Genomic DNA, 25338 nt, shown 5'->3' with positions numbered 1-25338 from the left:
TTATTCCCTTGGATAAACTGGCTGAAGTAACTCCAACCTGTCATATATACGCTGCGCCGGTTTTTTCATATTTTCCAACTTTTCTGATAACTTTCCGCATGCTGAGAACGTGAAACGTATGAATCCATCACCTTTCTTGTTTTCAACTATAATATAATCGCCGTGTGGAGGTTCACGCCAATTTATAATGAGAGCTGATTTGTTCCCAATGCCGGCGCTCCCTTTAAGCTCATTTTTCAATCCACCAATAAGCTCATTTCCCTTGATAATTTTCTCCACTACAGTATCAAAATCAATTCCATCTCCATCATTGTACGAATGTAAACTAAAACTATACATGCCCTGCTCTTTTTCCTGCCCATCATGACCTTGGTATAACTGTACTAAATCGCAACCAACCTGCTGTGAAATTTCATATTCGCCGACATAGTATTTGTATTTATGATCCAATACGGCTCGATTACAATCATTGACATATTCATCTATAGAAAGCAGTGCTTGACAATCCAATTTCGTGTTTTTTGTATTCGCTTGAGCAACAGGGTTATTTTGGTTCTGTTGTGTGGGAGGAATACTTTGTGTGGCATCGTCCGTGCAGCCGAACAAGAAAAGCATCAGCAGAATGTTACAAAGTGTTTTCTTCATTTTTCTCCTTTAAGGCAGGTTTGTTGGATATTTTATAACAAACAGCAACAAGCAACCCGACAACAAAAGTCAGAAGTCCAGGTGTGGAAAAAGAGAATTTTTCAAGAACAATGGAATTAATCACCATATCTGTAACCCAGATTCCGAATAAGGAATACAGAGCAACGGAATATTTGTTCATGTGGGGGGCAATGCGGTCAATTTTTTTTAAAATGACCAATAAAATGATTGGATAAAAAACCAAAAAAGTAAAACGAGACAAGATCCATACCCTTATAATGCCAAAAGTAATATTGAGTTCTGTGTCTGAGGGAAGAAGAAGAGACACATCGAGCAAAACAAAGACCCACTCAACAAGATACGCGAGAAGGGCAACTCCTATGCCTGTTGAAATTCCCCATTTGAGATAAATCGTTTCTTTTTGGTTTTTTGACCACACTGGTTTTCGATAATAGATTTTTTTGAAGAATTCAAATCCTTTTACCAACGATCTACCATATGTGCTTGCTCTAAACCCTCTTCATCAAATTTTGTTGAAAACCAGGCATCGAGAATGCTTATTGCTGTTGCTTCTGATGTTGCGCGGAGACTTAAGCAGAGAATATTGGCGTCATTCCATTTACGTGCCATCTGCGCTGTTTCTGGGTCTGAACAGAGGGCTGCTCGTGCACCCTTCACTTTATTTGCGGCAATACAAATCCCTGTTCCACTCCAACAGAAAAAAATGCCCTGATCAGCTTCACCGCTGACAACGTGCTGAGCGGCATCGATTGCAATTTCAGCCCATTTCCCATTTTTTTTGACCAAATCTCCTGCCAAGATGACCTCATGGTTCTTCTGATGAAGTGTTTTGATCACCATATCCGTTAAGGCGGTTTTTTTATCACTTGCGACGATGATTTTCATCATTATCCTTTTGAAAAACGCATTTCAAAACATTTGCTGATACGGGTCCTGTCGCCTCCGCCGTTCCACCTCCCCGCTGACGCGGGGCACCCCTGGGATCCGGCGTCGGAGCCACCCGAATCATTTGTCAGTTTTGAAATGCATTTTCCAAGTGTTAACCTTCCCCAATAATTTGACCCATCTTTGGCGCTGTGTGTCCTGAACTAAAGAAGAGGCGGCGAGCGACTTCGAGTGCTCGTTTGACGGCATTATAAGATTGTCGAAAAATTTCGATGCGTGTTGCGGTGTTATGATATTTCCGTGATTCAAATTTTCGTTTTTTCTTTTGATTTCGAAGTGTTTCCAAAAGATGAATCATCGAATCAGGAGAATATCCGAGAAGAAAAAGTGCGCGCCCGGAAAAAGCGTCAGCTTCGGCCTCTTCGTCGCGACGAATGGCGAAGAGTTCGTCAATCGTGACATGGGACCAGTCGACTTTGCGCCGATCGCTCATCATGTGACCCCATTCATGAGCAAGAATTGCAGCGAGGAGATTTTCGTCATCGCCAAACTGTTCGAGAAAATCGACGCCGACATAAATATTGTCGTCTTCATCGACAGACGCAATCGTGCCACGAGCTGGAATAAAGGCGCCCCCCTTTTTTCTGGAGATAAGCGCTAGTTTTTTTCGGATTCTTTCAAGGGTCCCATTGCGTCGGAAAAATTGAGCGATGTGTGGAGTCAGATTTTTCGGATCCACCAGTTGGGGAATTGGTTCACCGAGGAGTTTCTTGATAGCCTCGGAGTTCCCCATCTCTCCGCCGCGCTGGACCGCACGGCTCATCCACGCAGGCGGAAGACCAAGAAGCTGGGTGTTTATTTTCTCAATAGGCATTATCCGTACAACCCACGCAGCTCTGAAGCTGTCAAGACACGATCGAGAGCGACGATGTAAGCAGCGAGTCGCATACCGACTTTATATTCCTGAGACGCTTTGTGAATCGTAGTAAACGCATCGACCATATAGCGACGCAGTTCTTTTTGAATACGATCTTTGGTCCAATAATATCCGAGTCTGTTTTGCACCCACTCCAGATAGGAAACGGTGACTCCTCCGGCATTACAGAGAATATCAGGAATGATGAAAATTCCTTTTTCTTCCAGAATTTTGGTGGCCTTCTGAGAAACGGGTCCATTCGCGCATTCGGCCACAATTTTTGCCTGTACCTTATCCGCATTTCTCGAGACGATCTGATTTTCGAGGGCTGCGGGAATCAAAATATCGACAGGGAGAAAGAGAAGCTCCATGGGATCATCCATCAACGTACACTTCATGGTCTTCTCAATGCCTTTCAGTTTGTGTTTCTCTTTGACATGGGCAAGCGCTGCAGGAATGTCGAGGCCGTCAGGATTATAAAAAGCTCCAGACATATCGGAGATAGCGACCACTTTTGCGCCGGCTGCATGAAGAAGGATTGCCGCATTTGAGCCAGCATTGCCAAATCCTTGAATGGCAACGGTTGTGCCGGGTATCGAGAAATTGAGGATCTCAGCTGCCTCGTGCAAACAGTAAATCATCCCCTGAGCTGTTGCCTGAACCCGGCCATGTGATCCACCAAGTTCAATGGGCTTTCCGGTGACCACGGCAGGAACATAATTTCCATGATGATGAGAATAAGCATCCAAAAACCACGCCATCACTTGCGCGTCTGTCCCCACATCAGGAGCAGGAATGTCGCGATCAGGACCAAACATGTCGATCATTTCTGTAAAGTAAAGTCGAGAGAGACGTTCGCGTTCGCCGTAAGAGAGTTTGGTCGGATCGACGATGACGCCTCCTTTTGCACCACCCATGGGAATATTCACCACAGCGCATTTGACCGTCATCCAGAAAGCGAGGGCTTTGACTTCGTCAAGTGAGACATCGGGATGAAATCGAACGCCACCTTTTGCAGGGCCGCGCGCAATATTGTGTTGAACACGGTAGGCAGTGAAGACTTCGATATGACCATCGTCCATGCGGACGGTCAGTTTCGTTTCCACAATGCGACGCGGTTGTTTAATCAGTGCGATTTGGTCCTTACTCAATTTTAAAATACCGGCAGCATCGTCAAACTGGGTCATCGCATTTTCAAATGCGGTGGTTGATTGAAGTCCCATGTCGAGGTTTCGTTTTTTTAAGGCTTTTTTCAGTGATGGTGGTTTTGGGGAACCCATGGATCTCTCTCCTCTATATTGATGCGGCGGGTGTATGTCGTCTTGCACGATTCTTCAAGAGAAAAGCTAAAAAGTTTCTCGGAGGCGTTTAAGAAACTATTTCAAAACGTTCGCTGGCACGGGTCCTGTCACCTCCGCCGTTCCACCTCCCCACCCATAAATCGTGGGTGGGGCGCCCCTGGGATCCGGCGTCGGAGCCACCCGAATTATTTGTCAGTTTTGAAGATAGTTTCTTTTAAAGATTCAATTCTTTTTTCGGTTTTAACAGAGAAACCAGAATGGAAAGAGCAATGACTGAGACGACAAAAAGAAGAGAATAGACAATTGGAATGGGGAACCATTTAACGATCAACATTTTGGTTCCGATAAAAATGAGGACAATCGCGAGACCAATTTTCAGATAATGAAATTTCCCAATCATGCCCGCCAGTAAAAAGTAGAGGGCACGAAGCCCTAAGATTGCAAAAATATTCGAGGTATAAACAATAAAAGGATCGGTGGTGATGGCGAAAATAGCCGGAATGGAATCAACGGCAAAAATGATATCGGTAATATTGATGACGACAAGCACTAACAGAAGAGGAGTTGCAAACCATTTTCCATCTTTCAAAATCATAAAGTGATGTTCATGATAAGAGCTGACCGCAGGAACAAAGCGTTGATAGAGTTTGACGATCCAGTTTCGCTCAGGGTGGACTTCGATCTCATCTTGAAAGAAGAGTTTGATGCCGGTGAAAACAAGAAACGCACCGAAGAGATAGAGCATCCATCCGAACGAATGAACCAACGCTGCTCCCATCGCAATAAACCCAGCACGCATGACAAGTGCTGCGAGAATTCCCCAGAAAAGAACGCGATGATGAAGATTTTTGGGAACGCAAAAATAAGAAAAGAGAACGATAAAAACAAAAAGGTTATCGACGGAAAGAGATTTTTCAATGATGTAGCCTGTCAAAAATTCAAGAGCAGGTCGCGGTCCAAACCAGAAATAAATAAAGGCATTAAAAAGAAGAGCGAGCGAAATCCAGATCAGACTCCAGAGAAGCGCTTCGCGAACGCGAACTTCTTTGGCTTCGCGGTGAAAAAAACCGAGGTCGAGCGCTAAAAGAATGAGAATAAAAACAGTAAACCAAATCCACAAACCGACCGATCCAATGCTTGCCATAATTTGTTTAAGCCACTTTTAAGGGGAGGTGTTCGTCGAGATAGGATTCGAGTTGTTGATTGCTCGTGGAAAACGCATTTGAAAATTGAATCCCGATATCTCCCCCGCTCGGTATTTCTACACGAATAATTCGTCCACGCAAGGAGAGATCCCGACGTTCACTGTCGAGATCAAAGATAACTTCTACAGAAGTATTACGAATAAAATTTTTCTCAGAGGAGGTAAGGCGCATTCCACTACGGCTCACATTCAGAACAGTTGCGGGAAGAAGTCTTCCGGCATGTCTTAAGATAACGGGTTTATTGATCATCACTCGTGGATCTTGTCGTCGTTCGTCGTGTGCCAGCATGATACTTTTATACCTCGGGTCATCAAAATGTCGAGAGCTCTTTGCCAATAACTGACTGTCAGTTATTGGTAATTGAAAACTTCACCTTTTTTTCGCCTCTTTCCCAAAAAAGTTGCGCCTTTCCTTCTAGCAACTTTCTTTTTTCTACGACGAAGAATCTGCAAAAGGAGCTTTATGGCAGGCGATGGCATAACAGTCACATCTTCTTCAGCGAAAGCTGTACAGAATGTTACAGATAATGAACCTTGGGGAGCTGCAATGCTTGAAGAGGCAAGGCGGCAGGTAGATCCATCCGAAGATGCGTGGATAGGTGGGAGAGTACCAGTTCTTTATGCTCACGGGTTCATGACGAGTATGCTCTTTCGTGGTGTCAATATGGTAAGACTCGAAGAGATTGCTGCTATTGTCAGAAACACTCCCCTCTCTTTTGGAGAAGGACCAATAACGAATGAACGATGGAAAACAATTCTTGGACCATATCTTGCGAGCGTTCTTGAACGACTAGGGTTACATACCGTTACCGTACAGTTTATCGATGTAAGTCCTCCACAAAATCTACGAATATCATCACATCGAGACAGTGCGGTTCCTTTTCATTTTTTTGAACGAGAGCGAGTTCTTCGAGTATATGTTGGAGAATTTGAACGTGCTCTTTCAGAGATGCAACACGCTAGTGTAAAAGTATTTTTTGAGCGTGGTTTTTCTTCTCCTCAGAATTTTCGATCTTTTTTGGGTGTGGATTCAATTTCTCGTGATTCGGTTGAATCGGTTGAAGATCTATTAGCTGTCATTGTAAGAAGAGAATTAGGCGAAAGTTTAAGTATTGCCAATTCTCAAACCACAAACGCTGAAGCTGCCTTTTATCGACATTTGCGTGGTCAGCCTTTTTTTGAGCGTCTTACACCTTCGCAACGAGAAACTTTCGTTGCAGCTTATGCACAGATGAGACGTGATTATTTTTGGAATCCTTTCGCCCGCTTTGGTTCTGGAGCGCGGGATCAACAGGCACATTTCATCTTTTTGCAAGAAGCTTTATTCCGGAGATTTGCCCAGACAGCCGCCTTGTTTCGTTTTTCGGAAGAGACATTTGAGCGGTTTGGAAGACCATTTGTTATTCTCGAGCTTGAGAGAATCAACCGTGCCGAACTTGCCGCTGCCCTCGCGGTTCGTTCTCCACAATATAACCAATATTCTGTCACGGGCGAAAATACAATGATGCCAAGTATCAAAACAGCCCGTCCGTCATCACTGGATTTGGATGTAGAGAGACTTCATAGGACTCCTTCCTACACGTTCATGAATAATCGAACCTTTCTTGCTTCAAGTCATGCCCTTGGACTTACCGCAAGCAGTTTTGCTGTTTTTGATGTCATCAGTGCAGCGAACTCAATCGATGATCCTGTTGAAGATCGTCTTGATGTGACGCTGAATATGACTGCAGCAACCGCAGCCATCGGATCTTCCACATTGTATGTTACAGGATTTCTTTTGCCTGGAATTCCGCAAGGAGCTGAAGTGCTTGGGGTTGCGCGGGTTGCGACTTCCGGTTCCGCGGTTCTTGGAAGTGCGACACAATTCGCTTATGGCATCAAACATACCTATGATGACATGCGCGACTTTGAAATCACAAGCGGGGTAGAAAAAGCTTCATCGGTCAGCGAGATGTTAGCCGGAGGAGCTGGACTTGCTGGAGGCATACTGCTCTTTATCGGGACAGGAGGAACTGCAGCCGTTGTTCTCGTCATTGGAGGTATTGTAGTAGGGTTCACTGCTCAAGGGACACACGCAGAAGCAGAAGAAAATCGAGTTGCTGAAAATTTATTTAAGGCAATGGAACAACAGGATCGTCAACGTCTTCAATATTTTGCAGAAGATGAGCGCCATGAACTCGATGATGATGCGATTGTCGATCTCTTCGAAGAACATATTCTTCCCACGAGTCTCTTTCAGAGTGAACTCTGGCGTTCGGAGGCAATGGGACCGATTCGCATCAAAATATTGCAGGAGCTTGGAGGCAAAGGATGGATGTCCTACATGGGAGACAGTGAAGCAGCCTATCGTCTTTTTGTGGCACTCCATCATTCAGAAAAAGTCGCTCAGCTGGTTGCCTCTGAAATGGAGAGAAGTGACTGGAATGCTTTCTTCGAACTGCAACAAAAGTATTTTCCTGAGCTCTCTCTTCCTTCAGGTGTTGCTGCAGTAAGGATGGAATTTATTTCTTCAGGGAGTGAATAAATATTTAAACAATATCTTCGTTCCAGAGAGCTTCGAGAAAGTGTTTCCAGGGAAGAATATGAATTTTTGCCCCTTCAGGAGTTGTGAGGAGGCGCGGTCTTTTTTCTTGTGAGACGACATACGCTTTTTTTGCGGGAGTTTGATGCATCAGATTTCTTAATCCAACAAGGTCTGCAAGTTTTATGTTTTCTGAAATTTTTGCTTCGATATAAATTTCATCTTCGTTGATCACAAAATCCACTTCGTGGCCTGCTGTTGTACGCCAATAGTGGAGTTCGAAATTTTTTTCGGAGTAGGCACGATATGTCTGAATTTCATGGAAGAGATAACTCTCAAAACTTGTCCCCGCCTGAGTTCCTTTGAGTTGAAGCAACGGCGTTTTTGTTAAAAAATTTGCAATACCAGGATCAAAAAAATAAAATTTTGGAGTTGCCGTGATAGTTTTTCGATCCTTCTTCTTTGGAAGCGGTGCGAGAAAAGAGGCAATATAGGTATCTTTTAAAATTTCAAAATATTCTTTCACGGTTTTGGCATCGACGCCACAGTCGCTCGCAATATTTTTATATTCAACCAATTGACCGTGAGAGAAAGCAGCCGCCTCCAAAAATTTGGCAAAGGCTGCAAGATTGCGGCTAAGTCCCTCGGCCTTGATTTCTTCTGTCAAATAATCTGTGACATAGGCTTTGAGCGATCTTTCAGGGTAATCTGTTGTATAGTGAGTTGGTAAAAGGCCTTGGTTCAAGGCTCGCAGAAGATCAAGGTTTGGGATTTCGGGAAAGACAAGAGGGTGCATTTCAAAGCGCCAGGCGCGCCCTCCCAAGAGGTTCGCTTTTTCTCGTTTCAATTTTCGAGCGCTTGATCCACACAAAATGAAACTCAATTTTTTGTTTTCAATGAGCCAGTGGACCTCATCAAGAAGAAGAGGAATTTTTTGGACTTCATCCAGAATAATTGGATATCGTAAAAGCGAAGCCGGTTTTTCAATCAGTTCTTCCCGTAACCGATGAGGTTCTTTGAGGAACGTCAAATAGAGATCTGATTGAAGAAAATCATATCGAAGTGAATGAGGAAAATGTTTAGTCAGATAGGTTGATTTTCCGGTTTGACGAGCTCCCCACAAAAAAGTGGACTGGTGAGGAGGCAGTTCGATGTGGAGTTTGCGTTTGAACATAATGGAATTAACTCCGTTATAATCCGATTTAAAAGGAGTTATGTCAAATCATTTTTGCATGACGAGAAGTTTTGTTTCCTCTTTTGAAAATCATCGAAACGACAACACAATTGACGCATTCCTTTAGCATTGATAGCAGCAGCACATGACGGTCTTAAACATCGAAGTTTATCCTGCCCCCGTGCTTCGCAAAAAAGCGGCGAAGGTGAAGGAAGTGACCGAGGAGATCCGCTTACTTCTCGATGACATGGCAGAGACAATGTATGCGGCTCCAGGCGTCGGTTTAGCAGCACCCCAGGTTGGGATCAGTCATCGCGTCATTGTCTGCGATCCGAATCGTGAAGAGCAAAATGAACTCTATCAGATGATTAATCCCGAAATTATCGAACGCAAAGGTGAGATTGAATGGGAAGAGGGATGTCTTTCTCTTCCGGGATTTTTGACGATGATGAAGCGGAGTGAACGTGTAACGTGCATCTATCTCGATCCTCAAGGAAAGGAGCACAAGCTCCAGGCTGAAGGTCTTTTGGCGATCATCATTCAGCACGAAATCGATCACCTTGATGGAAAATTAATCCTCGATTCCGTAAGCACTTTAAAACAAGAACTCTATGCGAACAAACTCAAGAAGGGGAAATTAGAATGAAAATCCTCTTTATGGGTTCCTCAGTTTTTGCCGTCCCTTCTCTTGTAGCGCTTCTCGAGTCATCGCATGATGTTGTCGGAATCGTCACGCAACCGGATAAACCGGCAGGAAGAGGCTATGAATTGACTCCATGCCCTGTTGCCGTCCTTATCCAAGAAAAGGGACGCCAACCCCTGAAGCCAAAGACGCTTCGGTCAAAAAAAGTAGAGGAACATTTCAAAAGTTTGCATGCTGATCTTTTTGTCGTTGTGGCGTACGGAAAAATTCTTCCCAAAGAGATTTTAGCCATTCCTCCAAAAGGGTGCATTAATGTACACGCATCGCTTCTGCCCAAATATCGCGGGGCAGCTCCGATTCATTGGGCGATTGCGAATGGGGAGACAGAGACAGGCGTGACGACAATGTATTTAAGCGAAGAGATGGATGCGGGCGATATTATTTATTCCAGCCGTACGGAAATTGATGCGTGTGAAAAAGCGTCAGACTTGCACGATCGACTGGCGATCTTCGGCGCTGAACTTCTCCAGAAAACAGTCGAGGCCATAGAAAAGGGCGCAGCTCCAAGGAAACCGCAGCATCATAGCGAAGCAACCTCTGCGCCGATCCTCAACAAAGAAGATGGGAAGATCGATTGGACGCTTTCCGCAGAAGAAATTTACAATCGAGTTCGCGCATTTACGCCGTGGCCAGGGGCCTTTACCTTTTGGGGAGGAAAGCGATTACAACTTCATGAAGTTGCAGTTGTTGAGAGCCAGTTGGAGATGGAGCCAGGAACGGTGCTTCATGTTGGGAATGAACTTGCAGTTGCAACGGGAGCAGGGGATCTGTATCTGCTTGAAGTGCAGCTCGAAGGAAAAAAGAGAATGTCGACCATCGAGTTTTTACGTGGGCATGAGATAAAATCGGGGACAAAATTAGGATAACTATGACCAAACTGGTGAAGTTTTTCTCGCAGGGGGCCTTTGACTGAGGCGCGTCGATGGAAACAGAAGACGCGAGGAGCATAACCGCAGCTTCTGTACCCCGAGAGAAAATGTGAACCAGTTTGGAAGAGAGATATTAATGGGACCACTTATCGCACCCTCCATTTTAGTAGCTGATTTTTCGAAGCTTGGCGAAGAGATTCGCGCTGTTGAAAAAGCTGGCGCAGATATTCTCCATATCGACATCATGGACGGGCACTTTGTGCCGAACTTGACCATGGGACCAGATCTTGTCAGATCCATTCGACCTCTTACAAAACTCCCTTTTGATGTGCATTTGATGGTCGAACATCCAGAAAAATTTATTGAGTCATTTGCAAAAGCAGGTGCGGATTGGATGTCTGTCCATCTGGAAGTCTGTGATCTTTTGGAAGTGCTTCCGAAAATCAAAAAACTCGGCTGCAAAGCAGGGGCTGTGATCAACCCTGAAACCCCTATTCAAAAAATTCTTCCCTTTGTCCCTGAAGCTGATTTTATTCTCGTGATGACGGTGAACCCCGGATTTGCAGGTCAGCGACTTATCTCCGAAGCATTAGAAAAAGTAAAATTACTGGTGAAATATAGAAAGGAGCGCAAGCTCCCCTTTTTGATTGAAGTGGATGGGGGAATAAATCTCGAAAATATTTCTGAAGTGCATGAAGTTGGCGCTGATATGGTCGTGGTTGGGTCAGGGCTTTTTAAAACCAATAATTATCACGACACCGTACGAAAATTAAGACGGCGATAAGTCTCTTTTTTTTTGATCTGACAGAGATCATCTGCCACAGCCTGCTTCAACTCCACAAACTGTTCTCGCGGTGCTTGACTCAGAAGAAGATACATTAACTGATTTGTGAAGGGACGCCACTTCGAGGGATGAGTGGCGAAAATATAATCGAGAATGACGTAGAGAAGATTGTCTTCTTTCCCCTGCCATTCACGAAGCGCCACAAAAATTTCTTCAAACATGTTCGGGTCACGTCGTTCGCGTACCAGCTCCAAAAATCGTCCTTCCAATTCACCGTGAAGTTTCAGTGCGAGGACGAGGCTGCGATCAATGCGTTTTAACAGATCGTTGATCTCTTCTTGATATTCATGCGAAGGGAGATCATCTCGTTCAGGAAGTTTGAGTTTCCGAACCATATCTGGCGTAATGAGTAGCGGTTGTTCAACACGAAGATGAATGGTGACACCATAGTGCACACGAAAACTTTTTCGCGGGCAAACAACAGCTGCTCCCGTAACGCCAATGGGAATAAACGTCACCGGTTCTGTGCTTTTTCTTTTTTGCAGTTCAATCGCAGCATTGATAGCAATATATGCTACTCCTTTTTTGATGTGTCCCCCTTCAATGCTTAAGCGGTCATGTTTCCCGGCAGTGTAATATCCAGCACCCAGTCTTTTTCCATCCACGGTGACGGTGCTTCGTGCACGCGTTCCTTGGGGAAACAGAGCTAAGGGAATGTGATCATCGAGGAGTTTTTTTACCGTTTCTTTGCTTATTTTTCGGGCGCGAAGAATTTTTTCTTCTTTCGTTTTTACTTTCGAACGATCGACAAAAACCATATCGAGGGCTTCAGCGACTTTCCCAATTCCCAAGAAGCGATAAAGAAGGGGATTGTCTCGAAAATGATCTTTTGCGAGCAGAAAACGTGGAAGACGAGTTCCGAGGACAAGAGGAGCAATGGCAAATTCAAGAAAACTTTCATGATTAAAAAGATAGAGAGCATAACGCGGTTTTTGTTGAAGGCGATCGACTCCTTCGACCGTGAGAGCCGAACGTGTTAGGTACAAAATGCGTAATCCCCACATCATCACGGTGGCAGGAGCAACTTTATGGAGAAATGTTTTCCCTTTCACGCGAGAGGAAAGCATGAGCATGCGTGCAAGGGTCATTGTCGAAAAAAGTCCTGAAAGAAGAGGAAAGTGAAAAAAAGTTCCTCCCTTTTTTCGAAAGTCAACGGAATGTGGAACGACCACCGTCACCGGTTTTTGAAACTGGTATCGCAGAGGACTTGAAAGAGACGCAAGGAGAGCGAAAAATTCTCGTGGATGCATGGGAGGATGAGAGCTGACGAATTCAAGAAAATGGAACACAGATCGCCTTCGCTCTTCATGGGCGTACCAGGTGAGGGCAAAGAGAAAGAGGATGATCGGAAGCATGGTGAGAGAAAAAGTATTGGAGAACGAAAACCCGTCGATGCTAAACCAAAGAAGCGCTGTCGCAAGAAAAATAATGCCAAAAGTTTTACGCAAAGGAGAAATCAATCGCTCCCATGTTCCTAAAATACGAGCAATCGGTAAAAACAATCTTCCACGAAATGAAACAGGAGCAGTGATGAGTCTGAGAAGCGGCAAAGCATATAAAAAGATCAAGCAGAAGAGAAGCTCAGTTTCTTTCCAGAACGGTTCGAAGAAAGCATGGAAAGAGAGAAGAATGTTCATCGCAACCTCAAGTTTTTTTGTTTTGGGGCGGAGCTATTGGAGTCAATGAATATTGAACATTCGCGTTAATAAGTTTTTTCCCGATACGAAATGTTTCATTCGAAAGACGTTTGGAAATGCGGCTTGCCAGAGATTCTGCGCCGCTTGCGCCAGATTCATAAATTACGGTGATAATGCCTTCTTCGCACGAAGAGAGGACCACGTCGACAGGATGACGTATCATTCCTTGAATCATTCGTTCTACTTGTTGAACAAAAGCAGCGCTTTTTTTAATGCCAAAATGTTTTCTCAACCGCATGAAGTTTTTAATGTGAATGTCATATTGAAAAGTCTGCGCTGCGGTGCTGGTCCCTTTATGCAAAAAAGCGCCAACGGGAAGAAAAAGATGATAATCGACACGACGATTCTTGGTAATCTCGCACCAGAGATGCCCTCGTTGACTGACCATGAATTGCCGACAGAGCGTCAGCACACTCGTATTGCTGTTGGATGTGCGGGCAATGTAAAGATCGCGAAGCGAAGCGGTTCCATCACTTTTATGAAGATGTTCGTCCGGAGCGGAGAGAAGAATTTCGATACCCGCTTCATTTTTAAATGTTCGTTCATTGGCGCGAATCATAATGTTTCCCCGATGAGGAGATCTCGCGGCAATAAAGGAAAGAAGATGATCGAGAATAAAACGGATCATCTCCATATCAATCGAAAGTTCGGGAAGCGAAGCATCTGCTGATATTTGATACGTGAGTTGTCGTTTTAAAAATTTATGATCATGTTCGGAAAGCACTTCATTGAGAAGTCGAACCATATGAAAGGAAGAAGGCTGTGAAATTTCGTCAGAGATTTCCGAAATTTCTTTGGGCTCGACTTGGACTTTGAGCGTCTCTTTGAGAAGTGAAAAAGCATATCGAATCGAATTATTTTTGGTTCCTTTCCACATACTGGAGAGCATTGCTAAAGCTTCAGATGCGGTGAGAGGAAGGGAACGAGGTGTGGATTTTTTCGGTTTCACAAACGTAGTTCAGTATCATTCTGATATGAAGTTCTCAAGGAGAAAGAATTGTTGACTATCCCCATCGGTGATTTAGGATGAAAAAATTCTCTCTGGTGAATGAATACATGGCGATGAAAAAGATAGCGGTTATTGGAGCTGGAAGTTGGGGGACGGCGCTTGCCAAACATCTGGCTGATGCCGGTCACTCTGTTCTCCTTTGGGCGTATGAAACAGAGGTCGTCGAAGGTGTACGACGTCATCGCAAAAATCCTCTTTTTCTTTCTGACATTCTTTTACCATCATCGCTTCAGGTCACTTCCGATCTTCAGGAGGCTCTCAGTCAGGTTTCGTGTGTGGTTTCTGTGATCCCTTCCCATGTTCTTCGTGCATTGTGGAAAAAAGCGAGTCCCTTGCTTTTGCCGAATATATTGTTTGTCAGTTGTACCAAAGGCATTGAACCAAAAACGCAGAAGCTGATGAGTCAAGTGCTGGATGATGTTCTGCCTCATCATCCTTCATCGTTGCGCGTTGTTCTTTCTGGGCCGAGTTTTGCAAAGGAAGTGGCTGCAGGGCTTCCGACCTCTGTCGTCATTGCGGGTGAGGATCGAAGTGTGACTGAAAAAATTCAACATCTCTTTCGCACACAATCTTTTCTCCCTTTTACCAGTGATGATGTGATTGGAGTGCAAGTCGGTGGAGCGGTAAAAAATGTCATCGCCATTGCCGCTGGAATGAGTGATGGTTTGGGACTTGGCGCAAATGCCCGTGCTGCCATTGTAACTCGGGGCGTGTATGAAACCATGAAAGTAGGGATTGCCCTTGGAGCAAAGCGACTGACCATGGCAGGGCTGTCGGGTCTTGGTGATCTTGTGCTTACCTGCACGGGACCTCTTTCACGCAACTATTCCGTGGGACGAGCTCTCGGAGAAGGGAAAAGCGCCAAAGAGGTTTTAGGAGAACATATGGTTGCCGAAGGTGTCGTCACCGCAAAAGCAGTTGACGACGTGCGAGTGAAACATCATTTAACGCTTCCGATTTGTAATGCGATTCATCGCATTCTTTCAGGAGAATTAAAACCAGACCGAGCAGTCAAAGAAATTACATCACTGCCGCTTGGCGATGAACTGAGTGGAATTTTGCAAGAAGGAGAGAACCATGAAGAAGAAAAGTGATATGGATGCCGCTGTTGCCGAGGATCCACTTCTTCGGGGACTCATCGAAGCCCTTGGTCGAAAAGTAGAAATCCTTGCATTTGGAGTGAGCTATATTGGAAAACTTGAATCCGTCGATATTGATAATGGGCTTGCGGTGATTGTCGACGATGAAGATCGCGCGATGATCGAACTTGAACGTATCACCTCACTCTCGCTTATCTCCTCATGAAGAAGCTGCGCTTCATTTCTTTTGTTCTCTTGTTTTTCTTGTCGCTGCTTTCGCTCCACGTTTATGGCGAAACAAAAAATTCGTTTACACTTTTGCTTCTTGAGTCACATCACTTTTCTGATGTCGACGCGCTGATGCGAGCGCTGCGTCGTTCATCCTTGATTGAAAATATGACGATCGTGCGAGAAGTGAGAGATGTCATCGAATTATCTGGAACGTTAAAACAAGGAGCAACCGGTTCCCTTCGAAGCGAAGTGATGAGTGCTGCTGAAGGTCGGTTTTCGTTTGAGTCTGAAGAAAAAAAAGAAAATCACCATATTCTCACCCTTCGCAAACTCCCATAATTGTCCTCCATCTTTTCTGGTAGAGAAATTCCCCAGTAAAAAATGTAGTTCCTCCCGATTGTTCATCCTTCAATGCTTTCATAATCTCCCTCCATGAAAGCAACCAGAAACTAAGGAGAACAAAAATGAAGAACCACACACATACGCAGTTGCAATATGAAAGTAGATCACGAAGATGGAGAAGAGATAGAGGGCGAACTATGAGAGGGTTCATCGTGGGGCTCATATGCGCCATGACGTTTTTGGGGTGCGGAGGAGCAACGACAACTCCGGGCGATCCTCTCGGAACGACAACTTCGGCGGTCGGTTCTCTCGGAACGGCCACTGCAGTTGGTTCTCTTCAAGTCAATGTTCATCCGACATCAGCCACGGTGGTGATGACAGGGCCAGAGAGTTTCACACAGACTTTTACCGGGAACCAGCTTTTCACCAATTTAGTTCCAGGCCTGTATGGAGTGACAGCAACCGCGCCTGCTTTCAGTGATGCAGTTGGTCAAATCAATGTCGCTGCTGGTCAGATCTCGAGTATTTCATTAATCCTTGCGTCGACCTCTCTTGCTATGAGTGCGGGAGTTTCGGAATCTACAGTCGGTTCTCTCAATATCAACGTCTATCCATCATCGGCTACGGTGGTTGTGACAGGACCAGATGGTTTCACACAGACTTTTACCGGTAACCAGCTTCTCATCGATTTAGCGCCGGGTCAGTATGTTGCGACAGCAACCGCGCCTGCTTTCGGCGATGCGGTTGGTCAAATCAATGTTGTTGCCGGCAATACATCGAGTCTTTCGTTAGTCCTCATCGCAACGCCAATTATCTCCGAGGCGCCGCGCGCAGTCTACCGCAACGATCAGGGAAATCTTATTCCGATCGACTCGAGCACGCTCCAGTCTGGTCGATTTGTATTTTACGCTTGGGAGCAAGATAAACCAAACGGGATTGTTCCCGCCAATTTGACTTCCTCCATGGTGAGTGACCCCGGAAGACCTTTGGCCATCGAGCAGATGGAAACTGCTCCGAGTTTTACCCAGAATCTTGCTGTCGCATGGGTTGGTTTCACAGATTCCACAGGGGTTGTTCGTCCAGTGATTGGTGCCGATGTCCGCTGGGAGATCGATCAGTGGTGGTTTGGAAGAGTCAACAGCATGCAGTTTGGTACATCTGATGATAACAGAGTCGCGCTTGGGTACGGAATTTTCGATGACCAGGCCGATACGCGCACGAATAATGCTCGACTGACCGCAGAACGATTCCCTCTTATCGGAACTGAATACCCACTCTACAACCAGAGCGGCATTGGTACTCCATTTGTCGATGGCTTCACTTGGGTGACTCTCTTTTCACCGGATGCAAGATCAGAAGCTCGCATTACAGCTGTAGCGACTATCAACGGAGAAGAGATTGGAAAACAGATCTTCTACAAGAAATTTGCACCAGCACCGGAACTCGAGATTACGAAGACCGTTAACTCGGATATCGTGCACCTCGTTGGAGGTGTGGCTTCAGCCACCTGGACGGTTACAATTCAGAACGTTGGCAATGGTGACGCCACCAACATCGATCTGAGTGACATCTTGTCATCAGGCGCAGAAGCAAGTTACTCGCTTAACTCACGTCCTGCAGGGAGTACTGCAGTCGGTGATGGTTTCACATATTCCTTTGCGCTTCCATCTCAACTTGCCCCTGCTGGGGACAATACGCAGATTCTCACCTTCACCGCCACGGTCACAGCGCCCGGAACTTACTGCAACAAATCGCAGATTCTTTTGTATCGTGATAGTGACAATTCGTGGGCTCCAGTCGATCTGAGTGCAGAGGCATGCTTTACTGCTCTCGAATCAAATGTATCGATCATCAAAGACTTTGTTGCTGCTGATGATGTGACGAGTCTTGGCGAGTCGATGACTGTATCAGCCAATATGCCTGCAAGACTCCGCGTGCGAGTGATCAACAGTGGTACAGGCTCTGCGACAGGTGTCATGGTTCACGATGAACTTACAAGCGGCGACATGGCCCCATTCCAGATAAACAGTATTTCAAGCGGAACGCTCAATAGCAGCGATGGTTTTGACAACAACATCGGCGATCTTGCTGCAGGATCCACATCGACCATGCTCTTTACAGTTCAAGCATCAGTTGATGGGATATATTGTGACACTGCGAGCCTTTCGGCTACTTCCGGGACCATCGGGATTGGCAGCGATATCGCGTGTTTGACCGTAGCGACGCCAAATCTTGAGATTACAAAAGTCAACGCTCCAGAAAGTGTGATCCCAAGTGCCAGCTATACATCAACGATCGTCGTGCAAAATAGCGGCAGTGCTCCTGCTCAAAACGTTGTCATCAGCGATGTTCTCGGTTTGAATTCTGCTGCCAATGTGCAGGTTATTTACGTGAGTTCGAATTTGAACGGTGCGGTCGGCGCGCTTTCCGGAAATGTTGTTACGTCTCCTAGCACTATGAATGTTCTCGCAGGAGAGAGTTTGACCTTTATTGTGGTAAGCCGCATCCCGTTTGGCGCAGCAAGTGGAATTTACTGCGATACAGCAACGGTTACGAGCAGCAATGCTGCGAGCGTGCAGGCTTCGGATTGTGTCAATGTCCCGGCCTTCTCGGCACTTCAAACCCAACTTGTTGATCTCAGTGATCCGATTGCGGTGAACAGTAACGTTACGTATTTCTCGGTACTTTATGTTGAATCACTCTCCAACGAGGGAGTGAATTCGAATAGACTGAAGTATAGTTTCGGTCTTGTGAGTCCGACTGTTTTAGGAATTCCTGGTCTCTTCCAAGCAGTCTCGACGAGAATTTATCTCGACACAGCTCCTGTGAGAGATCCAGCCACGGGTTCCATTGTATCGGATGCATCAAGCCCAACAGCAGTGCTTCTTACAGCGGGGAGTGATTACACGGTCAATGATAGTACTGCTGGATTGCAGTTGATTGACATGACCTCAAGTGTTGTTCTGCAACCAAACACAGCACTTTATGTGGTGCACGAGACTTTAATCCCAAGTGGGACGACAACCAACAGGCTCTACACCACGAGCTATATCTGGGATTCTGTGGGGTTAGTAGATCCAATGAATACATACCAGGCGAGTGCGTCTGAACCAACGACTGTCCTTCCATAGGAGAGTCAACGGTAGGAGAAAAGAGAAACCGCGGGAATAAACCCCCGCGGTTTTTTTCTTCTTCGATTTCTTCTTTTCACAGAGTTTTCAACAGCTTACAAGATGAAAGGTACAAACGTAAAGTGGAACGAGGGAAATCCAACGGTCAAGAATGCGATATTCCCTGATAGTTCTTCCCCTTGGGCTCCAGTAGCAGTATACACAGGAAGGTATTTTATGCCTCTCACAACAAGCGAAACAAAAGAAAAAATGAAAACTGAAGCGGAGTTACGTCAGTTGTCGCTTGATCTCATTCAAAGTAACAAACTGCTCAAGGCGGAAGTTGCCGAACGTAAACGAGTAGAAGCAGAAATATTAGAGGTTACCCTCGCCGAACAACGACGATTTGGATCACAACTTCACGACGGGCTTTGTCAAGAACTGACCGCGATTTTGGTTTTTTCTAAAGCTCTCGCCGAAAAGATGGAAAAGAATAACACACTCGAACTTGCCGAATTAAAGAAAATTTCAAATATGCTTCTGTACGCAGTTGATCAGGCGAGAGATACAGCGCGAGGGTTATATCCCGGAGAGCTGGAAGGAGAGTCTCTCATGTATTCTCTGGAAGAATTGGTTTCTCGAACGACAGGCGCTTTGTGTGTGTTTCATTGCCCGGAACCGATCCTTATCGATGATAATAATATTGCCACCCATCTTTACCGAATCGTACAAGAGGGAATAAGTAATGCCATCAAGCATGGAAAAGCCAAAAATATTGAAGTGAGCCTTACTCGAAATAAAGAAATCATAACGCTCTCCATAAAAGATGATGGAATAGGAATGATGGATGATCTCAAAGATTCAAAGGGAATCGGTTTGAAGATCATGAAATATCGAGCTCATATGATGAACGCCTCTTTTCACATTAAACCCAATTTGCCTCAAGGGTCTCTTTTAGAATGTCATTTAAAAAGACCTGCAAACCAAAGGAGTGTTGTGTGAACAAAGCGAGGATATTTATCGTCGATGATCATCCCGTGCTCAGGCAAGGTATCGCCCAGCTTGTCAATCATGAAGAGGATATGTTCTTTGTGGGAGAGGCGGGAGATGCAACAGAAGCCCTCATCGGCATTGAGAAGAAAAAACCTGATGTCGTGATCGTGGATATTTCTTTAGAAGGAACAAGCGGGCTTGAATTAACCAAGACTCTTTTAGCCAAACAACCCACATGTTAGTGCTGATTGTTTCGATGTATGACGAGTCTGTCTACGTAGAGCGCGTCTTACGAGCCGGAGCGAAAGGATATTTAACAAAACGAGAGGCAAGCGATCAGATCATTTTGGCTATTCGTAAGGTGCTTAAGGGCGGTATTTATGTGAGCGACAATTGGAAAGAGAAACTCATGTATAAGTTTGTGGGTAAAGCGCCGGCAACAAATGATTCTTATGCGGTCAGCTTGAGCGACCGTGAACTGGAGGTACTCCAATTTACCGGCCAGGCTTATTCTACTCGCCAAATTGCAGAGCATCTTCATGTAAGCGTGAAAACGATCGAATCTCATTATGCCAATATTAAAAATAAACTCGATTTAAAAAATTCTCATGATCTTATTCGACATGCCGTGAAATGGTGCCTGTCGGAAAAATAGGAAATAATCTTAGGGAAATTCCCCATTTATAAATCCCATCTCCCCCGCTGGTTATGAGAGGTCATTCTTCTACACTGGTCTTCGAGACGAAGAGAGATAAACGTCAACAAAAAGGGAGAAATAAAATGACACAAAAAAATATATTCAGGTGGAATAAAGTGCAACTTGTTGTTGTGGGCCTATCTTTAGGGGTTTTGTTCAGTGGTCCTCTTTCACATGCGGCCGATACTTACAATAATAAGAAAACAACAACGATTGAGCAGACGACCACTCAAACCAGGTCAACAGCGCCGGCTGTTCGTCCCGCGAAAAAAGAGATACCAGTGACCACGACAACATCAAATACAACAACCTCGACCACCAAAGAGGGGGATCTCAGAAAAGTGTTAGATGCTGATGCGTTAAAAAAGATGTCCGATTCTCTTTGTGTCACCGGTTTCAAAGCGTATGTTGGCAATGACAAGAAAAATGTTTGTCAAGGAAATGCCTCCGCACCAGATGTTGCCTATAGCTGTGTATGGGCAAAAAAGGGAAATGCTGCTTTTGCTCCGACGGTTCAAGGTCCGTGTAGTCTTGATTATTCAGAGCATCAAAAAAGTGTTGTGATTACGAAGGGTGAATATACCTCTCGACCTCCTTTAGCTTACGGAACAGAAGCTCACTGTTGTTTTAGAGCAGCACGAGGTCCCTCAACAAATACTGTAGAGAGAAGCCCAACAACGACAACTGTTGAACCATCACCAAAATAATGATGCATGTAACATGCCGCCGCGCCATACAGCGCAACTTGGGAACCAGCTTGGAAGAACTTTCTCCTTCTCTTTTTGCGCGCTTGGCAGGATTTGAACTTGGAGTTGTTTGAGAGATTGTTATTGTCACTACATGTGTATTGACACCAATGGATATTGGTGTTAGTGTAACCTCATGAAAAAGAACGCAAAATCGGAATATCTTCAAATCCGTATTTCATTATCGATCAAGAAAAAAATTCAGACAGCAGCGCAAAAGGCAGGCCTTGGAATGTCGGAGTGGATTTTTCTTCGTCTCTTTCCTCCACTTCAAGAAAAATTTGAACATCTTGTGGAGCAACTTGCGAAGTTGTCAGAGCAGAAAATGGCATATGCTGAACTGCACGATTTTTTAAAGAATCTTTCTGCGATGGAGTTCGAGCAAGCAGTTTTTTTCAAACCGAAATTATCTTCATTGTCAGAACTTGAACAAAACTATGTTGTGGCAATGGTCGAAGTGGCCGCACATCAGAAGGGAATTCAAGTCCCAACATGGACTCAAGAAATTGCACCACTTCCACAACCTTATTTTGGAAGTTCATTCAAAAATTTACAGCTCTATCTTCTCGCACATAGTCCTGTGCCTTTTCGACGACGAAATATTTTTATAGATGCCACGATTGGAGAAAGGATCTAGATGAATGTCATCCTCGCGAAAGCGGGGATCCAGAAAAGCTGATAAACAAGTAGATTCCCGCCTTCGCGGGAATGACATCTGATTTTTGGGAGGATCTAGAGATGGCGCTCTCTTCACACGACATAGAAAAATTATTTGAGCGTTTAAATGAAGAACTCAAACGCGACGATCAACAAGGTGAGCTTTATCTTGTAGGTGGCGCTGTGATGTGTCTCGTGTTTAAAGTTCGTTCGTCCACAAAAGACATTGATGGTTTTTTTGAACCTGCAGCAAAAATGCGTCAAGCTGCTCTCCGTGTCGCACATCAGATGAATCTTGATGGGAACTGGTTGAACGATGCCGTAAAAGGATACTTATCTGATAAAGGAAAATATGCCCCTTATCTTGAGCTCAGTCATCTTCGGGTTTATACAGCAAAGCCAGAATATCTTCTCGCCATGAAATGTTTAGCGATGCGTATTGGAGAAGAGTTTTACGATATCGAGGATGTCCGTTTTTTATTACGATATCTGAATATCGATTCTTATCAGCAAGCGCTCGACGTCATTCAGCACTATTACCCCCTCGACCGTATTCCTCAGAAAACATTGTATGCATTAGAGGAGATACTTGAAGGCAGAAGCAATCATGGCAAGATCAGCAATTGAGGGCTCAATAAAGAATCGTTGAATAAAGAGATAGAATATGAAAAGTGAAAGAAACGATGAATAAAAAAATACGCTGGCAACAACGCTTTACCAATTTGCAACATGCATTTGCTCAGCTTGAAAAAGGGCTTGCAATCATCACTCCCAATGACGTCGAGAAACAGGGGATCATTCAGAGTTTTGAGTTTACCTTTGAACTGGCATGGAAGACTCTCAAGGACTATCTGGAGAGTCAAAATGTTACCGTCCAGTTTCCTCGCGAGGTTATGAAAGAGGCGTTTCACTATCAACTCATTGTTGATGGCGATATCTGGATGGATATGCTCGAAAAGCGAAATCAGATGGCTCATACCTATGATGAAGCTGCTGCAGAGCGGGCGTTAACCATTATTCGAAAGGGCTATGCGCCAGCGTTATCGCAACTGGTGGGCTACTTTCGGCAGAAGATGACGTCATGACGCCATGGGGGCTTAAACCGTCGCATCTGGAAATGTTGCGAAAGACGTTTGCAGAGTTTCCTGAAGTCCGTGAGGTACGTATTTTTGGTTCCCGGGCGATTGGCAATTTTAAGCCCGGATCGGATGTTGATCTTGCTCTTTATGGAGATGGTTCGCTTGTATGCACGACCCGCGTCAGCACGATTTTGAATCAGGAGTTGCCTCTTCCTTATCACTTTGATGTTGTCGATGCTGTCACCATCGAACGTCCCGAGTTTCGCAAACATATAGAAGAAGTTGGACAGATATTGTATCAGCGCCAACCTTCGGAATCATGAAGAACATCATGAAGAACATTCTTTGACATGACGAGTGAGTTTTGTTGCTCTTTCTCCTTTTCTCCAGGGCTGAAATGCACCAAGCAGAACAACACTTATCGGTGCAATCATGGCAAGACTGAATCCTGAGACGAGGAAGATCATCGCAATGCTTGCAAACGCTGATGTCACCCAAACCTTCCATCCTTTGAAAAGTTTTACAAAGGTCAAAATACTGATTCCATAAATGACGAGTTCAAACTGAACAACGATGAGAAAAAGATTTGAGATTGAACATTTTGCGGAATAACAAGCGAAGAGCATCAAAGAACAGATGAAGTAAATCGTGAGAAGCGCAAAGCACGGAACCCCTGTTCGTGAAACTTCGCTTAGCGCAACAGGAAGTTCTCCTTTTTGGCTCGACGTTTGTATTGTGCGGCTTAAGCCATACATCCATGATGAAGCATTCGCGAGACTGATGAACCCAATGCTTGCTGAAAGAATGAACCCTCCTGGCATTCCTTTGAAAAGGATCGCCATACCAGCCAGTCCTGTTGTCTTCAGACCTGCAATCGATGCTCCGAGCATGATAAGTGCAAGAAGAAGATAGAGGAGAGCGACGATGACAAAACTCCCTGCAAAGGTGAGTGGTATCGTTCTCTGTGGATTCTTCATTTCCGGTGCGGCAAGCATGACATTTTCCCAACCCAAAAAGGCAAAGATCACAAGGGCTGCTACTTTCCAGACATGACTCAAATCAATGGGCACACTGTTTTCTTCTGGATAAATGAGCGCCTGAATCCCAAGAACGGCATAGTTGTGGTAATAGAGGATCAATGAAAGGAGCATGAGAAGGAGAATGGTAACCGAAAGTTTATTGAGAAGACTCGCTTTGCACGCTCCTAAAAGATTGATCAGTGTGGCAGCAAAGAGAAGCGCGATCGCAAGAAATGAACGCCACGTTTCAGTGAGCCCAAGAGCTTCCTGAAGATATGTTGCACCGATCAACGCAATAACAGGAAGAAGAATGAAGATGAGAACGAGAAGAAGAAGGTGAAAACCTCGACCAACTTTTTCACCGAGTGCTTCAGCAGCACAATCGGAGAGCCCATTTTTATTTTGGGAACGCCCGCTTAAATGGCTGAAGATGACAAGAAAAGGGGTAATCACAAGGGCAGCAACGAGCCATCCAAAGATGGAACCGTGTGGTCCACCTACTTCAAGCGCGAGTCCCATGAGACTCACAATACCGGTCCCCACGACGAGGCTCACCGCCAGTGCGATTGCGTTTGGAAGAGTTATATGTCGTTTCATCATTCCTCCCTTTTTATTTTTCTGGTTCGCCAAGCGTTAAACGAAAGAATGAAACATCTACGGCAAAGACTTCATCTGCATCTCCCTGTTTTGGCTGAAATTCTTGTGTCAAATCACGAATCATCTGCATCAAAAATTCTTTTATTTTTGGGATATCTTTTTTTCGAATCGGTCGCGCACTCGAAAGAAAAAAAGTTTCTTCAGGAGGCTGCGATGTACAAGCATCTACTGCGCGCTCAGCAAATTTTCGTCTTACTTTTTCGTGATAGATATTTTGTTTGCGTACGGTATCTCGAAGGGGAACCCAATAACGTTCCTTACGAATGATTTCCCCTTTGTTGTTGCGTTGAAGAAGTCCAATTTCTTCTTCTTCCTTCATGGCAATTTCCACCATCTGGGGTGTCACATCATCGCCGATGCGCTTTGCAAGATATGCGTAGTTTTCTCGAAAATCTTTAAGAAAGATCATTTCATCGGTAAGCCAATAAACCCAACTTTTTGCGCGATCGAAAAAGTCATTGCTGAATTCTTTAATTTGTTCATCTGGTCGATATTTTTTCAGTGTCGCTTCGTAGAATTCACGTTCACCATCACTTGAAGCACTTGCATGAAAGACAAGTGTTTCAAAATAGCGGCGTTCGTCTTCAGGGACATCAAGTATTCGTGCAATTTTGAGGGCAAGTTCCGGTTTGAGTGGAGTTTTACCTCGTAGAACATCAGAAAGATAGGAAGGCGTTTTGAATCCGAGCTGACGAGCCCATGCGCGAATCGAGTAAGCTGGGTTTCGCTCTTTTTTATCCTGAAAAATCTGAACGAGAATTTCTCGAGGATCGGTATATTGAAAAAGTGTTCCTGGAATCATGACTATTTCTCTACGCTCTTTGAAAACAAGCGCAAGTATTTTACGGACAAAGTGTCTGTAAATAACATAAAAATACAGACGACATGTCTGTAAAATTAAGAGTAATCGCAGACAAAATGTCTGTAGGAAATCGTTTC

26 protein-coding genes and 1 pseudogene are annotated in these 25338 nt (G+C 44.8%); 15 read left to right on the top strand and 12 right to left on the bottom strand.

Annotation, left to right across the window (positions count from 1 at the left end; genetic code table 11):
• The 7 genes from A3C46_03610 to A3C46_03580 form a co-directional block, all read right to left on the bottom strand.
• Nucleotides 1-645, bottom strand: coding sequence for a hypothetical protein (locus A3C46_03610; GenBank protein ID OGQ23206.1), 645 nt, complete (start codon nt 643-645; stop codon nt 1-3).
• On the bottom strand, nt 626-1132 hold the full coding sequence (locus A3C46_03605; GenBank protein ID OGQ23205.1) for a hypothetical protein: 507 nt from the start codon (nt 1130-1132) through the stop codon (nt 626-628). Before A3C46_03605 ends, A3C46_03610 begins: the two co-directional genes overlap by 20 nt.
• Nucleotides 1126-1551, bottom strand: a complete 426-nt coding sequence (locus tag A3C46_03600; protein OGQ23204.1) for a hypothetical protein — start codon at nt 1549-1551, stop codon at nt 1126-1128. Before A3C46_03600 ends, A3C46_03605 begins: the two co-directional genes overlap by 7 nt.
• A gap of 154 nt (nt 1552-1705) precedes the next feature.
• Nucleotides 1706-2425 (bottom strand): hypothetical protein, encoded by a 720-nt coding sequence (locus A3C46_03595; protein ID OGQ23203.1) that lies wholly within the window; start codon nt 2423-2425, stop codon nt 1706-1708.
• Nucleotides 2425-3690, bottom strand: a complete 1266-nt coding sequence (locus tag A3C46_03590; protein OGQ23262.1) for a hypothetical protein — start codon at nt 3688-3690, stop codon at nt 2425-2427. Before A3C46_03590 ends, A3C46_03595 begins: the two co-directional genes overlap by 1 nt.
• Nucleotides 3691-3982: 292 nt before the next feature.
• The gene (locus A3C46_03585) at nt 3983-4912 is read right to left on the bottom strand and encodes a hypothetical protein (GenBank protein ID OGQ23202.1); all 930 of its coding nucleotides are present in this window, start codon (nt 4910-4912) and stop codon (nt 3983-3985) included.
• A 7-nt stretch (nt 4913-4919) separates the two neighbouring features.
• Nucleotides 4920-5261 (bottom strand): hypothetical protein, encoded by a 342-nt coding sequence (locus A3C46_03580; GenBank protein ID OGQ23201.1) that lies wholly within the window; start codon nt 5259-5261, stop codon nt 4920-4922.
• Nucleotides 5262-5435: 174 nt separating this feature from the next.
• On the opposite strand from A3C46_03580, the gene A3C46_03575 reads away from it, so the two are divergent.
• Nucleotides 5436-7496: a hypothetical protein gene (locus tag A3C46_03575; GenBank protein OGQ23200.1), complete on the top strand. Its 2061-nt coding sequence runs from the start codon at nt 5436-5438 to the stop codon at nt 7494-7496.
• Between the two features lie 4 nt (nt 7497-7500).
• Here the strand turns inward: A3C46_03575 and A3C46_03570 are convergent, their stop codons facing one another.
• Nucleotides 7501-8667 (bottom strand): hypothetical protein, encoded by a 1167-nt coding sequence (locus A3C46_03570; GenBank protein ID OGQ23199.1) that lies wholly within the window; start codon nt 8665-8667, stop codon nt 7501-7503.
• A 145-nt stretch (nt 8668-8812) separates the two neighbouring features.
• Between A3C46_03570 and A3C46_03565 the strand changes: the two genes are divergently transcribed.
• From A3C46_03565 to A3C46_03555, 3 genes are all read left to right on the top strand, one after another.
• Nucleotides 8813-9313 carry a peptide deformylase gene (locus tag A3C46_03565; protein ID OGQ23198.1) on the top strand — a complete coding sequence of 167 codons (501 nt, stop codon included), beginning with the start codon at nt 8813-8815 and terminating at the stop codon, nt 9311-9313.
• Nucleotides 9310-10236 carry a methionyl-tRNA formyltransferase gene (locus tag A3C46_03560; GenBank protein ID OGQ23197.1) on the top strand — a complete coding sequence of 309 codons (927 nt, stop codon included), beginning with the start codon at nt 9310-9312 and terminating at the stop codon, nt 10234-10236. The genes A3C46_03565 and A3C46_03560 overlap by 4 nt, the downstream gene beginning before the upstream one ends.
• A 139-nt stretch (nt 10237-10375) precedes the next feature.
• The gene (locus A3C46_03555; protein ID OGQ23196.1) at nt 10376-11023 is read left to right on the top strand and encodes a ribulose-phosphate 3-epimerase; all 648 of its coding nucleotides are present in this window, start codon (nt 10376-10378) and stop codon (nt 11021-11023) included.
• Here the strand turns inward: A3C46_03555 and A3C46_03550 are convergent.
• Together A3C46_03550 and A3C46_03545 are read right to left on the bottom strand one after the other, a co-directional pair.
• Nucleotides 10990-12720, bottom strand: a complete 1731-nt coding sequence (locus A3C46_03550) for a hypothetical protein (GenBank protein ID OGQ23195.1) — start codon at nt 12718-12720, stop codon at nt 10990-10992. The two genes, A3C46_03555 and A3C46_03550, sit on opposite strands and share 34 nt — an antisense overlap.
• A 7-nt stretch (nt 12721-12727) precedes the next feature.
• Entirely contained in the window at nt 12728-13729 is a 1002-nt protein-coding gene (locus A3C46_03545; GenBank protein ID OGQ23194.1) for a hypothetical protein, read from the bottom strand.
• A 107-nt stretch (nt 13730-13836) separates the two neighbouring features.
• On the opposite strand from A3C46_03545, the gene A3C46_03540 reads away from it, so the two are divergent.
• The 11 genes and pseudogenes from A3C46_03540 to A3C46_03490 all read left to right on the top strand — a co-directional run bounded on the left by A3C46_03540 (nt 13837) and on the right by A3C46_03490 (nt 23046).
• Entirely contained in the window at nt 13837-14883 is a 1047-nt protein-coding gene (locus A3C46_03540; GenBank protein OGQ23261.1) for a glycerol-3-phosphate dehydrogenase, read from the top strand.
• Entirely contained in the window at nt 14867-15094 is a 228-nt protein-coding gene (locus A3C46_03535) for a hypothetical protein (protein OGQ23193.1), read from the top strand. The genes A3C46_03540 and A3C46_03535 overlap by 17 nt, the downstream gene beginning before the upstream one ends.
• On the top strand, nt 15091-15438 hold the full coding sequence (locus A3C46_03530) for a hypothetical protein (protein ID OGQ23192.1): 348 nt from the start codon (nt 15091-15093) through the stop codon (nt 15436-15438). Before A3C46_03535 ends, A3C46_03530 begins: the two co-directional genes overlap by 4 nt.
• 200 nt (nt 15439-15638) lie before the next feature.
• Entirely contained in the window at nt 15639-18572 is a 2934-nt protein-coding gene (locus A3C46_03525) for a hypothetical protein (GenBank protein ID OGQ23191.1), read from the top strand.
• A gap of 216 nt (nt 18573-18788) precedes the next feature.
• Complete coding sequence (locus A3C46_03520; GenBank protein OGQ23190.1) at nt 18789-19553, top strand: hypothetical protein; 765 nt, start codon at nt 18789-18791, stop codon at nt 19551-19553.
• Nucleotides 19511-20199: pseudogene (locus A3C46_03515) on the top strand (hypothetical protein). Before A3C46_03520 ends, A3C46_03515 begins: the two are co-directional and overlap by 43 nt.
• A gap of 125 nt (nt 20200-20324) precedes the next feature.
• Complete coding sequence (locus A3C46_03510; protein ID OGQ23189.1) at nt 20325-20948, top strand: hypothetical protein; 624 nt, start codon at nt 20325-20327, stop codon at nt 20946-20948.
• A 175-nt stretch (nt 20949-21123) separates the two neighbouring features.
• Entirely contained in the window at nt 21124-21624 is a 501-nt protein-coding gene (locus A3C46_03505) for a hypothetical protein (protein OGQ23188.1), read from the top strand.
• A 101-nt stretch (nt 21625-21725) separates the two neighbouring features.
• Nucleotides 21726-22271 (top strand): hypothetical protein, encoded by a 546-nt coding sequence (locus tag A3C46_03500; GenBank protein OGQ23187.1) that lies wholly within the window; start codon nt 21726-21728, stop codon nt 22269-22271.
• A gap of 56 nt (nt 22272-22327) precedes the next feature.
• Nucleotides 22328-22729: a nucleotidyltransferase gene (locus A3C46_03495; GenBank protein ID OGQ23260.1), complete on the top strand. Its 402-nt coding sequence runs from the start codon at nt 22328-22330 to the stop codon at nt 22727-22729.
• Entirely contained in the window at nt 22726-23046 is a 321-nt protein-coding gene (locus tag A3C46_03490; protein ID OGQ23186.1) for a hypothetical protein, read from the top strand. The genes A3C46_03495 and A3C46_03490 overlap by 4 nt, the downstream gene beginning before the upstream one ends.
• A 6-nt stretch (nt 23047-23052) precedes the next feature.
• Here the strand turns inward: A3C46_03490 and A3C46_03485 are convergent, their stop codons facing one another.
• Together A3C46_03485 and A3C46_03480 are read right to left on the bottom strand one after the other, a co-directional pair.
• Nucleotides 23053-24339: a hypothetical protein gene (locus tag A3C46_03485; GenBank protein ID OGQ23185.1), complete on the bottom strand. Its 1287-nt coding sequence runs from the start codon at nt 24337-24339 to the stop codon at nt 23053-23055.
• A 13-nt stretch (nt 24340-24352) separates the two neighbouring features.
• A complete protein-coding gene (locus A3C46_03480; protein OGQ23184.1) occupies nt 24353-25201 on the bottom strand; it encodes a hypothetical protein in 849 nt (282 codons plus the stop codon).
• Nucleotides 25202-25338 lie beyond the last annotated feature (137 nt).

This window comes from Deltaproteobacteria bacterium RIFCSPHIGHO2_02_FULL_44_16, assembly GCA_001798185.1.
Lineage (GTDB): Bacteria > UBA10199 > UBA10199 > 2-02-FULL-44-16 > 2-02-FULL-44-16 > 2-02-FULL-44-16.
The sequence above is the reverse complement of the archived record's forward strand: the minus strand, read 5'-3'. Positions and strand labels throughout refer to the sequence as shown.